The sequence below is a fragment of the Brenneria alni genome (assembly GCF_003666245.1).
GTDB lineage: Bacteria > Pseudomonadota > Gammaproteobacteria > Enterobacterales > Enterobacteriaceae > Brenneria > Brenneria alni.
Genome location: NZ_MJLZ01000009.1, coordinates 14,361 through 27,809 on the forward strand (window position 1 = coordinate 14,361; position 13,449 = coordinate 27,809).

Here is a 13,449-nt window from a genome sequence, read left to right on the forward strand (position 1 = left end):
TCTATAATGACGCGCGTTTCCCCCCTGTAGCGCGCCCAACGACTGCACCGCAGTCAGTGCATCGAAGACGAGAGAACTTTAGATTATGGAAATACTGCGTGGTTCACCTGCTTTGTCGGCTTTTCGTATTAATAAATTACTGGTTCGCTGCAAAGAGTACTTTTTGCCGATCAGTGATATCTATGCCGAATACGTGCATTTCGCCGATGTCAGCGCCCCGCTGAACAACGATGAACTGGCTAAACTAACACGTTTGCTGAAGTATGGCCCTTCTCTCGCTGAACATGAGCCACAAGGCCGTTTGCTGTTAGTTACTCCGCGTCCCGGCACGATTTCCCCGTGGTCTTCCAAAGCGACTGATATTGCGCGTAACTGCGGACTGAATAGGATTTTGCGTCTGGAACGCGGCCTGGCTTTTTATATCCACGCGCCGACGCTAAGTGATGAACAGTGGCAGCAACTGGGGGCGTTGTTGCATGATCGTATGATGGAAAGCGTATTCGATGAAATGCAACAGGCGGAGAAACTCTTCTCTCATCATCAACCCGCGCCGTTAAAACGCGTAGAAATCATGTTACGGGGCCGTCAGGCGCTGGAAGAGGCGAATGGACGGCTGGGACTGGCACTGGCGGAAGATGAGATCGATTATCTATTGGATGCGTTTAGTAAACTGGGGCGTAACCCAACAGATATTGAGCTTTACATGTTTGCGCAAGCGAACTCCGAACATTGCCGTCATAAAATTTTTAATGCCGACTGGGTGATCGATGGTGTGGAACAGCCGAAATCGCTGTTCAAGATGATCAAAAACACTTTTGAACACACGCCGAACCATGTGTTATCCGCCTATAAGGATAACGCCGCCGTTATGGAAGGTTCTGCTGTTGGGCGCTTCTATGCCGATACCCACGGTAATTATGATTATCATCAGGAAGACGCGCATATCCTGATGAAAGTGGAAACCCACAACCACCCGACGGCGATTTCACCCTGGCCGGGCGCGGCAACGGGTTCCGGCGGTGAAATCCGTGATGAAGGCGCGACCGGACGTGGTTCCAAACCCAAAGCGGGTCTGGTTGGCTTCTCCGTATCCAATCTGCGTATTCCTGGCTTTGAACAACCGTGGGAAGAGGATTTCGGCAAACCGGATCGCATCGTCAGCGCACTGGATATCATGACCGAAGGCCCGTTGGGCGGCGCGGCGTTTAATAATGAATTTGGTCGTCCTGCACTTACCGGTTATTTCCGTACCTATGAAGAGCAGGTGGATAGCCATAACGGTACTGAGCTGCGTGGTTATCATAAGCCCATCATGTTAGCGGGCGGTATCGGTAACATTCGCGCCGACCATGTGAAAAAAGGCGAAATCAGCGTGGGCGCCAAGCTGATTGTGCTGGGTGGCCCGTCAATGAATATCGGCTTAGGGGGCGGGGCGGCGTCGTCAATGGCGTCCGGCCAGTCTGATGCCGACCTGGATTTTGCTTCCGTGCAGCGTGATAACCCGGAAATGGAACGCCGCTGTCAGGAAGTGATCGACCGCTGCTGGCAGTTGGGTGAACAGAATCCGATTTTGTTTATTCATGATGTGGGCGCGGGCGGCCTGTCCAACGCCATGCCGGAACTGGTCAGTGATGGCGGTCGCGGCGGTCGTTTCGAACTGCGTGATATTTTGAATGATGAACCGGGCATGAGCCCGCTGGAAGTCTGGTGTAATGAGTCACAAGAGCGTTATGTCCTGGCCGTTGCGCCGGAACAACTGGCGTTGTTTGATGAAATCTGCCGCCGCGAGCGCGCCCCTTACGCGGTGATTGGCGAAGCGACGGAAGAACTGCACCTGACGCTGAATGACCGTCATTTCAATAATCAACCGATCGATCTGCCGCTGGATGTCTTACTGGGTAAAACGCCGAAAATGCTGCGTGATGTTGAGCGCAAACAGGTGGAAGGTACGCCGTTAAAACGTGATGGCATTTATCTGGCTGACGCGGTAGAGCGCGTGCTGCACTTACCGGTAGTGGCGGAAAAAACCTTCCTTATCACCATCGGCGACCGCACGGTCACCGGTATGGTATCCCGCGATCAGATGGTCGGCCCGTGGCAGGTGCCGGTGGCGGACTGTGCGGTAACCACGGCGAGTCTGGACAGCTACTACGGCGAAGCCATGTCGATTGGCGAACGTGCGCCCGTAGCGTTACGCAATTTCGCGGCGTCGGCCCGTCTGGCTGTGGGGGAAGCATTAACCAACATTGCCGCTACCTCTATCGGCCCTCTGACACGGGTTAAGCTCTCGGCTAACTGGATGGCGGCAGCGGGGCATCCGGGGGAAGATGCCGGGCTTTACGATGCGGTAAAAGCCATTGGTGAAGAACTTTGTCCGGCGCTGGGTTTGACGATTCCGGTCGGCAAAGACTCCATGTCGATGAAAACCCGCTGGCAGCAAGGTGGAGAAGAACGCGCCATGACCTCGCCGATGTCACTGGTGATCTCTGCTTTCGCCCGTGTGGAGGACGTTCGCAAGACGGTGACGCCACAGTTGCGCACCGGCCAGGATAATGCGCTATTGCTGATCGATCTGGGGGCCGGACATAAAGCGCTGGGCGCTACCGCACTGGCTCAGGTTTACCGCCAGTTAGGGCGTGAAACGGCGGATGTTCACGATGCGCAACAATTGGCAGGCTTCTTTAATGCCATGCAGCAGTTGGTGGCCGACAAGGCGTTATTGGCTTATCACGACCGCTCTGACGGCGGGCTGTTGGTGACGCTGGCCGAGATGGCGTTCGCCGGTCACTGTGGCGTGAATGTTGATATTGCCGGGCAGGGTGACGACACGCTGGCTACGCTGTTCAACGAAGAGTTGGGGGCGGTTATTCAGGTGGCGGCCTCACGTCAGGCTGAGGTGGAAAGCGTGTTCGCACGGCATGGTCTGGCGGCGAGTGTGCATTATCTTGGACGTGCCGAAGCGGGAACCCGCTTTATTATTACCCGTGGTGAGGATGTGGTTTACCGTGAAAGCCGCACCACCATGCGTAACTGGTGGGCGGAAACTACCTGGCAGATGCAACGCCTGCGTGATAACCCGCAGTGTGCCGATCAAGAGCACACCGCCAAGCAGGATGACAGCGATCCCGGTCTGAACGTGGTATTGACCTTTGAACCACAGGAAGATATTGCCGCGCCCTATATCGCCAAACAGGTTCGCCCGAAAGTGGCGGTGTTGCGCGAACAGGGGGTTAACTCCCATATTGAAATGGCCGCAGCTTTCCACCGTGCCGGTTTTGACGCGGTTGACATTCATATGAGTGATTTACTGGCGGGGCGTCGGGATCTGCAAGCGTTTCAGGCGCTGGTTGCCTGTGGCGGCTTCTCTTATGGCGACGTTTTGGGGGCAGGCGAAGGCTGGGCGAAGTCTATTCTGTTCAACCCACGGGTGCGTGATGAATTTGCTGCCTTCTTCCAGCGTTCACAGACACTGGCGCTTGGGGTATGCAACGGCTGCCAGATGATGTCGAATCTGAGAGAACTGATCCCAGGGGCCGATCTCTGGCCGCGTTTTGTCCGCAATAAATCGGACCGTTTTGAAGCGCGCTTTAGTCTGGTTGAAATCGAGAAAAGCCCATCGTTGTTTATGAACGACATGGCGGGGTCGCGTATGCCCATTGCGGTTTCACACGGCGAAGGTCAGGTTGAGGTGCGTGATGCTGCACATCTGGCTACGCTTGAGCAGCATAATCTGGTGGCGCTGCGTTATGTGAACAACTACGGTCAGGTGACGGAGAATTATCCTGCTAACCCGAATGGTTCACCACACGGTATTACTGCCGTTACCAGTGCCAGTGGCCGGGCGACAGTTATGATGCCGCACCCTGAGCGCGTATTCCGTACCGTCAGCAACTCCTGGCATCCGGAAGAGTGGGGCGAGGATGGGCCGTGGATGCGCATGTTCCGCAATGCGCGCAGGCAGCTGGGATAATCGCGCTCAGTGCTGAAAGTGGATACGACAAGGGGCTAAAGCCTCTTGTCGTGTTTTTGCGACAAACGCATATTTGAGTGTCGCCAATAGAAGACATTTAACTGTTTGATTTATATAAGTTGGATCGCGTAATGGGAAAGATGTCTGTTTTTGACGACATAAAACCGGTTTTCGGTTCATTTTGAGGGTTCATCGGTATATCAGTAACGTTGTCTTAAAAATAATTAAATTAAAATCAATTGGTTAAATATTAATTTTAAACTTGGCACAATTGGTGCATAATAGTCAGCGTTGCTCATTCAACTGGTTATGATTGCGCTGCTGACTGGCAGAGATATTCGCTCATAACACCCGGAATGACGCCAAAAGAAAGGGTGCCTATCGTCCACCAGATCGATAATAGTACGCGCAGGCTGACTTTATCAAACATCGGGCGACACGTTGAGTGAGGCACCGCCTATTCAGTTACGCGGCCAGAGGACATTACTCTTCTGGCCGCGTAATGCTAATATTCAGCCCGCTTTTCTCTTCTGTTGATGATCACTTTTATTTGCCGTGTCGTTGTTATGCTGGCGATGCTAAAACGTTCTGACGTTTTAGCAGATTCAGTTAACATCAGAACGAATCGATAGGCAACGAGATGATTTCCTTGAAACGATGGCGTCTATTTCCGCGCTCCCTGCGGCAGTTAGTAATCATGGCTTTTTTGCTGGTGCTGTTACCTTTACTGGTACTGGCTTATCAGGCTTACCAAAGCCTGAATACGCTCAGTGAACAGGCCGCAGAGATTAACCATACCACCTTGACGGATGCCCGCCGCAGTGAGGCGATGACCAGCGTAGCGTTAGCCATGGAGCGCAGCTATCGTCAGTACTGTGTGCTGGATGATCAAACTCTGGCAACGCTCTATCAAAACCAGCGTAATCAGTATTCACAGATGCTGGATTCTCACACCACGGTTCTGCCGGATCAGCGCTACTATCAGGCATTGCGCCAGTATTTAACCCAACTTACTGAATTAAGCTGCCAGAACAGCGGGCCTGCTCAAGCGGCGTCCGGGCTGCTGGAAAACTTCTCCCGTGCCAACGGGCAAATGGTTCAGGCAACCCGTGAAGTGGTGTTTTCCCGTGGGCAGCAACTGCAACAGGCGATAGCCGAGCGCGGTCAGTTTTTTGGCTGGCAGGCATTGCTGCTATTTCTGGTGAGTCTGTTACTGGTAGTATTGTTTACCCGGATGATAATCGGCCCGGTAAATGGGGTTGAGCGCATGATCAATCGCCTGGGTGAAGGTCGATCCCTGGGGAATACCAGTACCTTTAAAGGGCCACGTGAAATCCGCTCTCTGGCACAACGTATTATCTGGTTGAGTGAGCGGCTTTCCTGGCTGGAATCGCAACGGCATGAATTTCTCCGGCATATTTCCCATGAACTTAAAACGCCGCTGGCCAGCCTGCGTGAAGGCACGGAACTTCTGGCGGATGAAGTGGTTGGCCCCCTGACCGCCGATCAGAAAGAAGTGGTGTCGATTCTGGATAGCAGTAGCCGACATCTCCTTCAATTGATAGACCAACTGCTGGACTACAACCGTAAACTAGCGGATACGCCGACGGAGCTGGAACGGGTCGAAATTGAGGAAATTGTCGATATCGTGGTGTCGTCCCATAGTTTGCCGGCCCGTACTAAAATGATTCATACCGATATTGAACTGAAGGCGGAACACTGTTGGGCAGAGACGACGCTATTGATGCGCGTGATAGATAATCTCTATTCCAATGCGGTGCACTATGGTAAGGAATCCGGTAACATTTGGATTCGTAGCCGTCCGATTGGGCATCGAATTCAGATTGATGTGGCGAACAGTGGTATCCCGATTCCGGACGCGGAGCATAGTATGATTTTTGAGCCCTTTTATCAGGGGAGTCATCAGCGCAAAGGCGCAGTAAAAGGCAGTGGGCTGGGGTTGAGTATCGCCCGGGATTGTATTCGCCGGATGCGTGGTGAGTTAAGCCTGATCTCTGTTGACTATGCTGATGTCTGTTTTCGTATTGAATTGCCATTAACTTCTGAGAATGAATAGATAATGAGTGCACGGTCTGCCCGTCTTTTCCCGCTACACCGCCTGTCTGCCCTGTTTGATATGTCTTTTAGCCGTATGTTAAAGGCCGTGGTGATGCCATCGCTATTGTTATTGACGACATTGCTATTAGCTGCCTGTAACAATAACGTCAGTAGCTTCATCTCATCACAGGATACGGAAAATTCAACGCCGAAAGAGCAGGTAACTGATTATCGTATTGCACCATGTGGACATCTCTGGCAAGTGGACGATCGGGAAGCCATGAACAATGCGCTTTACTGGCTGCGGGCGATGGATTGCGCCGGACGCTTGACCCAGTTTCAGGCGCGCGAAACAGCACAGCTAATGGCGGGCGATAGCTGGGAGGGCGTGTTCAAACAGAGTATTTTACTGGATAATGCTGGCATCACGCAGGCGGAAAGACGCCAGATGCTGGAGCAGATTAATACGCACCGCCTTGCCTTTCCTGCGGCATTGCGCCCGCTGATGCAGACCTGGCGTGACAGACAAACGCTGTTTTTGGCCTTATCCGATGAGCGTTTACGCTATCAGCGTTTACAGGAAGCCAGTGATAAGCAGTTGGATACCCTGCGTATCCAGCAAAACCAACTGCAATATCAGCTTGAGATAACAAGACGGAAGCTGGAAAACCTGACGGACATTGAGCGTCAGCTTTCGTCCCGTAAACAACTGTCGGGTGAATTACCCGATAACGATGCCGACCCTCGTAGTAATGCAGATTCAGAGCGTGACGCGATATCACCGGAACCGGGTTCTGAGCCGGTAAAAGCGGAAGATACCTACACGCCGCCAACCGAATCAGATACGGATAACCCGACGATGAAAAAGGAGCTGAAAAATCCATGACAGCCCGGAAAGCGGCGAATTTGTTACTGGTGGACGACGACCCCAGCCTGCTAAAGCTCTTAGGGATGCGCCTGACCAGTGAAGGTTTCAGCGTGACGACGGCGGAAAGTGGTCAGGAAGCGTTGCGTCTGTTAACCAGAGAGCAGTTCGATCTGGTGATTAGCGATCTTCGCATGGATGAAATGGACGGTATGGCGCTTTTTTCTGAAATACAGCGCTATCAACCGGGTATGCCCGTCATTATTCTGACCGCTCACGGCTCTATTCCTGACGCGGTGGCGGCAACACAGCAGGGAGTGTTCAGCTTTCTGACCAAACCGGTCGATCGTGATGCGTTATATCAGGCGATTGATGAAGCGATGGCGTTGTCGGCCCCGGTTGGCGATGAAAGCTGGCGTGAAACCATTGTTACCCGAAGTCCATTAATGTTGCGCCTGCTGGAGCAGGCCAAAATGGTCGCCCAATCGGACGTCAGTGTTTTGATTAATGGTCAGAGCGGTACCGGGAAAGAGGTCTTGGCTCAGGCAATCCATGCCGCCAGCCCACGGGCGAAAAAAGCCTTTATTGCCATCAATTGCGGTGCGTTACCCGAACCTTTGCTGGAGTCCGAGTTATTCGGTCACGCCAAAGGGGCGTTTACCGGCGCGGTCAGCAGCCGTGAAGGGCTGTTTCAGGCGGCGGAAGGCGGTACGTTGTTTTTAGATGAAATCGGCGATATGCCGATTTCGCTACAGGTGAAACTACTGCGGGTTTTGCAAGAGCGTAAAGTTCGTCCGTTGGGCAGCAACCGTGATTTGGATATTGATGTGCGGATTATTTCCGCCACCCATCGTGATTTACCCAAGTCAATGGAAAAAGGCGAGTTCCGTGAAGATCTTTATTATCGGCTGAATGTGGTCAATATGAAGCTGCCCGCGCTGCACGAACGGGCAGAAGATATCCCGTTGTTGGCTAACCATCTATTGCGTGAGTCGGCTGCCAGGCATAAGCCTTTTGTGCGTACGTTCTCAACGGATGCCATGAAACGGTTGATGACCGCAAGTTGGCCGGGCAACGTGCGGCAATTGGTCAATGTGATTGAACAGTGCGTAGCGCTGACCAGCGCGCCCGTTATCAGCGAGGCATTGGTTGAGCAGGCGCTGGAAGGAGAAAATACCGCGCTACCCACGTTCGTTGAGGCCCGTCATCAGTTCGAGCTGAATTACCTGCGCAAACTGCTACAGATAGCCAAAGGCAATGTCACCCAGGCCGCACGTATGGCGGGGCGTAACCGGACGGAATTTTATAAACTGTTGGGCCGTCATGAATTGGACGCCAATGACTTTAAAGAATAATGTTAATGAATTGTAATCTTGAATTCTGACGGTATTCTTGTTTGCTGATGCCCGGCTTTGGCCGCAACATAGGTAATACTAAGGTTTTTCGATGAAAAAAATTGATGCGATTATTAAGCCGTTCAAACTGGACGATGTACGTGAAGCGTTAGCGCATGTGGGTATCACCGGGATGACGGTAACCGAAGTGAAAGGGTTTGGTCGTCAAAAAGGTCACACCGAGCTTTATCGTGGCGCGGAGTACATGGTCGATTTCTTACCCAAGGTGAAAGTTGAGATCGTGGTAGGGGATGATATCGTGGATACCTGTGTGGAAACCATCATGCAGACTGCCCAGACCGGTAAAATCGGCGATGGCAAAATTTTTGTTTTTGATGTTGCCCGTGTCGTGCGTATCCGTACCGGTGAAGAAGACGAAGAGGCTATCTGATTACTTAACGATCGCCCCCACAGCACACAGATTCATATACTACAAGTCCGCTCTTTCCGCCACGGTAAGGGAAAAGAGCGGGTTAACTAATGATCCTTTTTATGGGTGCTGACCAGTTTGTCTGCCAGTGCTTTTAATTCCGGCGTCTGGCGAATAGCGTCTGCGACAATGCCTGATACGGCTATCGCCCCTTTTTTCTGAAAATGCGTGGTATCCGGTTTAGTCAGGCTGCCTGTCTGATTGCGGTAGAAAGGATAGTGCGCAGGATCGGCTGCCAGCCAGTACTGTTTCCAGTGATTGCTATTTCCCTGATTAGCCAGCGCAATCGTTGCGGGTTCAATATCCAGCAGAATGACGTGATTAGCCGTTGCCGTATCTTTGATTGTCTGGCTGTAGTCACCAGTAAACGCATATCCCCCTTCTGCATTCTGTGTCGTAAAGTGACCGTGTACCGCTGGCGTGCCATCTTTGCCGTCAGCGGTACGGACACGGGTTGTCGGCGTAAGGAATACCGGCGTCAATTTATGCTGGCGGGCAAAATTAACGTAACGTTCCAGCGACGTCTGAAACGACATGTCGGATTTGCCCGGTGGCGACTGGCGTTCTCCCGCCGCATTATTGGGATAGGTACACAGATTGGCAACATCGGCAGCGCCTCGTTCCGGCGTGGCGCTGTTACAATTCTGGTCGTTATGTCCCATCTGAATGAACAGGAAATCACCTGCTTTCATCAACGGTTGCATCTGACGGAGCCAGCCCTCATGGAAGTAGTCACGCGAGCCGCGGCCAGAGCGGGCGCCGTTAACAATTTTCACTCCGCTATCTTTACGGAACTGTTGTTCAAAAACCTGTCCCCAGCCCATCCGCGGCATACGAGCTTTCTCGCCGGTTGCGGCAGTGGAATCCCCCACCAGGAAAATTCTGGTGGGGGCTTTTTCGATATCATCCAGATGCTGGCGGGCAAAGAGGTAATCCAATGGTTCATAATCACCCTGACCATTCAGGCCTACAATCGGGCGAAAAGTGCTGTCAGTCAGTACCGTATGCCCTGAGTAACCCGACTTATTGTGATAATTACGGTTGTGGTTAATCACCTTGATGATTTTGGTGACGGAATCTTGCTGAGTGGCAGGGTAGGTCAGGGGATCAAAACGTGCAGGTGAGGTAATGCCGGTTTGCTTTAATGCTGAGTTAAAACCTGTATGGAATACGGCATAAGCCTTTTTCCAGGCGGCGGCATCAAGCGTTGGCGACGAGGGATCGTCAGCCAACTGTTGTGGGCCAATATAGCCTGCAGCGACGGCAACGTCAGAAATGATACGGTCGGTCAGTGGATTAATGTTGATGATATTATCCTGACCGGATTGCAACGAGGGAGCCAGCGCAGTCAGACAAATTGCCCGGGGAATATGGTTAATCAGGCAGTTGGTGCCGCCGGACTCGATAGCCATAAGACGCAAAGGCGCCGATAATCCTGAAACATCAAAGTGATATCGCCCCTGATCATCGGTTTGGGTTTGCCTGCGATGGCCTTGCTGATCCCGGATAATAATGGTGGCGGGAAGATGGATTTCACGGTGTGTCACGTTACCTGTCAGGGTTGTTTTTTCTTCCAGCGTGATGCTGGACATGATATCGATACCGCTTTGTGGTTTGGCATTATGCGCGGTGGCGGATGATTCGGCATATGCCAGCATCCACGGAGCAGAAAATAACAGAGCAAAACTTATACAGCCAGAAAAACGGTTTAACATAATTAGACATATCCCTTGTTGCGAGACCCGAAAATATTTTTGCAGCTTCCATGTGTGGTCAGATGAAGACAATGATTCCTCTGATGGCGTTAAATCGGTTGAAAGCATGAAGATTTTATTATGCACCTAATTCTGGTAAGGGTGATGTCAACATGAATAAAAAACAGGTTGGAAATGAAGAAAATTCCGTTTCCCATCAGCAGGGATAAATCTTGTCAGGCCTTGTGCTGACTGGAGCTAATCGTTTGCGTAAAAACCTCTCTCGAGGCCTATCTTCATCAGGGAGAAACGGTTTACACTATAGGCCACTACCCAAAAGGGTGATTGTTTTCCAGTTTATTTAAGTTAGCTGAGTCAGGAGATGCGGATGTTAAAGCGTGAAATGAACATTGCCGATTATGATGCCGACCTGTGGCAAGCAATGCAGCAAGAAGTGGTGCGTCAGGAAGAGCACATTGAACTGATTGCGTCAGAAAACTATACCAGCCCACGTGTTATGCAGGCGCAGGGTTCTCAGCTAACCAACAAATATGCTGAAGGCTATCCGGGTAAACGTTATTACGGCGGCTGTGAGTATGTTGATGTGGTTGAACAACTGGCGATCGACCGCGCCAAGTCGCTGTTTGGCGCGGATTATGCCAACGTGCAGCCTCACTCGGGTTCTCAAGCTAACTTTGCTGTCTATACCGCGTTGTTACAGCCGGGCGATACCATTCTGGGGATGAACCTGGCGCACGGCGGTCATCTGACCCACGGCTCGCCGGTAAATCTGTCCGGTAAACTTTACAACGTCATCCCCTACGGTATCGATGAAAGCGGCAAGATCGATTATCAGGAAATGGCTGAACTGGCCCGCACCCATAAACCCAAAATGATCGTTGGTGGCTTCTCTGCCTATTCAGGTATTGTTGACTGGGCAAAAATGCGCGAAATCGCTGATAGCATCGGTGCTTATCTGTTTGTGGATATGGCGCACGTTGCCGGTCTGGTTGCGGCAGACGTCTACCCGTCACCGATTCCGCACGCGCATATCGTGACTACGACGACCCACAAAACGCTGGCTGGCCCACGTGGCGGTCTGATTCTGGCGAAAGGCGGCGACGAAGATCTGTATAAAAAACTGAATTCAGCGGTATTCCCCGGTGGACAGGGTGGCCCGTTGATGCACGTTATCGCCGGTAAAGCCGTGGCGCTGAAAGAAGCGATGGAGCCAGAGTTCAAGGTTTATCAACAGCAGGTAGCGAAAAACGCCAAAGCGATGGTTGAGGTGTTCCTGTCCCGTGGTTATGACGTCGTTTCCGGCGGTACCAGTAACCATCTGTTCCTGCTGGATCTGGTCAGCAAAGATATCACCGGTAAAGACGCTGATGCCGCGTTGGGCCGCGCCAATATCACCGTTAACAAAAACAGTGTGCCGAACGATCCCAAAAGCCCGTTTGTGACTTCCGGTGTGCGTATCGGTACGCCAGCGGCAACCCGCCGTGGCTTTAAAGAAGCTGAAGTCCGTGAACTGGCTGGTTGGATCTGCGATGTGCTGGATAACATCAACGACGAAGCTGTCATCGAGCGTACCAAGCAGAAAGTGCTGGATATCTGCGCCCGTTTCCCGGTTTACGCCTAATCCACCGCGATTTGCCCTGATAGTTTCTTCTATTGGGGCATATATTAAGACGCCAGCCTTGTGCTGGCGTTTTTTATGGCCACCCTTCGGGCCGCCGCAAGCGGCGTTGAAAAACGTTCCTGACGTTTTTTTATGGCGGTTATCCCTGCCCGTCGCCCTTCGGGCCATCTCCATATAACGTTGAAAAACGCATTGCACCAATGTTTGCACTCTGACAGAGTAGCCAACCAAACGGGAGGAGTCATGGTATTGCAATCAACGCGTTGGTTGGCGCTGAGTTATTTCACTTACTTTTTTTGTTATGGCATTTTTCTGCCATTTTGGGGCGGTTGGCTAAAGGGCGAGGGGCTGTCTGCCGAGTCCATCGGGTTGTTATTGGGGGCTGGCCTGGTTGCTCGTTTCATTGGCACTCTGGTGATTACGCCCAGTGTTAAGGATCCGTCGAAACTGATTGTGGCTTTACGAATATTGGGCCTGCTGACGCTGGGGCTATCTGTTGGCTTCTGGCTAGGTAATGCCTGGCTGTGGCTCATGTTGGTGATAATTGGTTTTAACCTGTTTTTTGCGCCTCTGGTTCCTCTGACTGATGCGCTGGCCGCAACCTGGCAACGACAGATTGTCATGGATTATGGCAAAGTGCGGGTCTGGGGATCGATTGCTTTTGTCATCGGTTCTGCCGTTACTGGCGAGCTGATGGCGGTTTGGGGGCATACGGCGATTCTGGCGACCCTGAGCGCCGGGTTGATAGCGATGTTTCTGTGCATGTTATTACGGCCCAACGTGATGCCGGAAGCTGCCGCATCTTCAGTGCAATCTGCGGTAGTGACACCCTGGAACAAGCTGTTGCGGGAATCCCCGGTGTGGCGTTTCTTGCTTTGTGTTTCTTTATTGCAGGGGGCTCACGCGGCTTACTATGGTTTCAGCGTTATTTACTGGCAGGATGCTGGCTACTCCGCGTCGATTATTGGCTATCTCTGGTCGTTGGGCGTAGTGGCGGAAATTGTCATTTTTACCTTTAGCCAGCGTTTGTTCCGGCGCTGGAGCGTCAGAGGTTTGTTATTACTCTCCGCCGTGTGCGGTGTCGTGCGCTGGGGGCTGATGGGGGCAACGGTGGCGCTGCCGTGGCTGATTGTAATGCAGATATTGCACTGCGGGACTTTCACGGTGTGTCATCTGGCGGCTATGCGCTTTATTGCGGCGCGTACCGGTGGTGACGTATTACGTTTACAGGCAGTTTATTCAGCGCTGGCAATGGGCGGTAGCATTGCGCTGATGACCATGGTTTCCGGTTTCCTGTTCGAGCATTTACAGAGCGGAACCTTTTGGGTGATGGCAATGCTGGCTGTTCCGGCACTCTTTGTCCGCCCTTCAGCCAGCCAGCGCACGATCTGAAATG

General features: G+C 52.2%; 8 protein-coding genes. 7 read left to right on the forward strand and 1 reads right to left on the reverse strand.

The window, feature by feature from the left end; all coding sequences use genetic code 11:
• The first annotated feature begins 85 nt into the window (after nt 1-85).
• From purL to glnB, 5 genes are all read left to right on the forward strand, one after another.
• On the forward strand, nt 86-3,970 hold the full coding sequence (gene purL / locus BIY29_RS06020; RefSeq protein ID WP_121574250.1) for a phosphoribosylformylglycinamidine synthase: 3,885 nt from the start codon (nt 86-88) through the stop codon (nt 3,968-3,970).
• 640 nt (nt 3,971-4,610) lie between these two features.
• A complete protein-coding gene (locus BIY29_RS06025) occupies nt 4,611-6,047 on the forward strand; it encodes a sensor histidine kinase (protein ID WP_121574251.1) in 1,437 nt (478 codons plus the stop codon).
• Nucleotides 6,048-6,107: 60 nt separating this feature from the next.
• The gene (gene qseG, locus BIY29_RS06030) at nt 6,108-6,914 is read left to right on the forward strand and encodes a two-component system QseEF-associated lipoprotein QseG (protein WP_240630001.1); all 807 of its coding nucleotides are present in this window, start codon (nt 6,108-6,110) and stop codon (nt 6,912-6,914) included.
• On the forward strand, nt 6,911-8,248 hold the full coding sequence (glrR, locus tag BIY29_RS06035; protein ID WP_121574253.1) for a two-component system response regulator GlrR: 1,338 nt from the start codon (nt 6,911-6,913) through the stop codon (nt 8,246-8,248). Before qseG ends, glrR begins: the two co-directional genes overlap by 4 nt.
• 91 nt (nt 8,249-8,339) lie before the next feature.
• Nucleotides 8,340-8,678 (forward strand): nitrogen regulatory protein P-II, encoded by a 339-nt coding sequence (gene glnB / locus BIY29_RS06040; RefSeq protein ID WP_121574254.1) that lies wholly within the window; start codon nt 8,340-8,342, stop codon nt 8,676-8,678.
• Between the two features lie 86 nt (nt 8,679-8,764).
• Here the strand turns inward: glnB and paeY are convergent, their stop codons facing one another.
• Nucleotides 8,765-10,432: a pectin acetylesterase PaeY gene (paeY, locus tag BIY29_RS06045; protein WP_121574255.1), complete on the reverse strand. Its 1,668-nt coding sequence runs from the start codon at nt 10,430-10,432 to the stop codon at nt 8,765-8,767.
• Between the two features lie 367 nt (nt 10,433-10,799).
• Here paeY and glyA point away from each other — a divergent pair, with 367 nt between their 5' ends.
• A complete protein-coding gene (gene glyA / locus BIY29_RS06050; RefSeq protein WP_121574256.1) occupies nt 10,800-12,053 on the forward strand; it encodes a serine hydroxymethyltransferase in 1,254 nt (417 codons plus the stop codon).
• A 243-nt stretch (nt 12,054-12,296) separates the two neighbouring features.
• Nucleotides 12,297-13,445: a 3-phenylpropionate MFS transporter gene (locus BIY29_RS06055; protein WP_121574257.1), complete on the forward strand. Its 1,149-nt coding sequence runs from the start codon at nt 12,297-12,299 to the stop codon at nt 13,443-13,445.
• Nucleotides 13,446-13,449 lie beyond the last annotated feature (4 nt).

What these genes read in the sequence shown, in the direction of transcription:
- glyA (WP_121574256.1), top strand. Translation starts at nt 10,800, where the DNA reads ATGTTAAAGCGTGAAATGAACATTGCCGATTATGATGCCGACCTGTGG.
- BIY29_RS06025 (WP_121574251.1), top strand. Translation starts at nt 4,611, where the DNA reads ATGATTTCCTTGAAACGATGGCGTCTATTTCCGCGCTCCCTGCGGCAG.
- glnB (WP_121574254.1), top strand. Translation starts at nt 8,340, where the DNA reads ATGAAAAAAATTGATGCGATTATTAAGCCGTTCAAACTGGACGATGTA.
- qseG (WP_240630001.1), top strand. Translation starts at nt 6,108, where the DNA reads ATGTCTTTTAGCCGTATGTTAAAGGCCGTGGTGATGCCATCGCTATTG.
- paeY (WP_121574255.1), bottom strand. Translation starts at nt 10,432, where the DNA reads ATGTTAAACCGTTTTTCTGGCTGTATAAGTTTTGCTCTGTTATTTTCT.
- BIY29_RS06055 (WP_121574257.1), top strand. Translation starts at nt 12,297, where the DNA reads ATGGTATTGCAATCAACGCGTTGGTTGGCGCTGAGTTATTTCACTTAC.
- glrR (WP_121574253.1), top strand. Translation starts at nt 6,911, where the DNA reads ATGACAGCCCGGAAAGCGGCGAATTTGTTACTGGTGGACGACGACCCC.
- purL (WP_121574250.1), top strand. Translation starts at nt 86, where the DNA reads ATGGAAATACTGCGTGGTTCACCTGCTTTGTCGGCTTTTCGTATTAAT.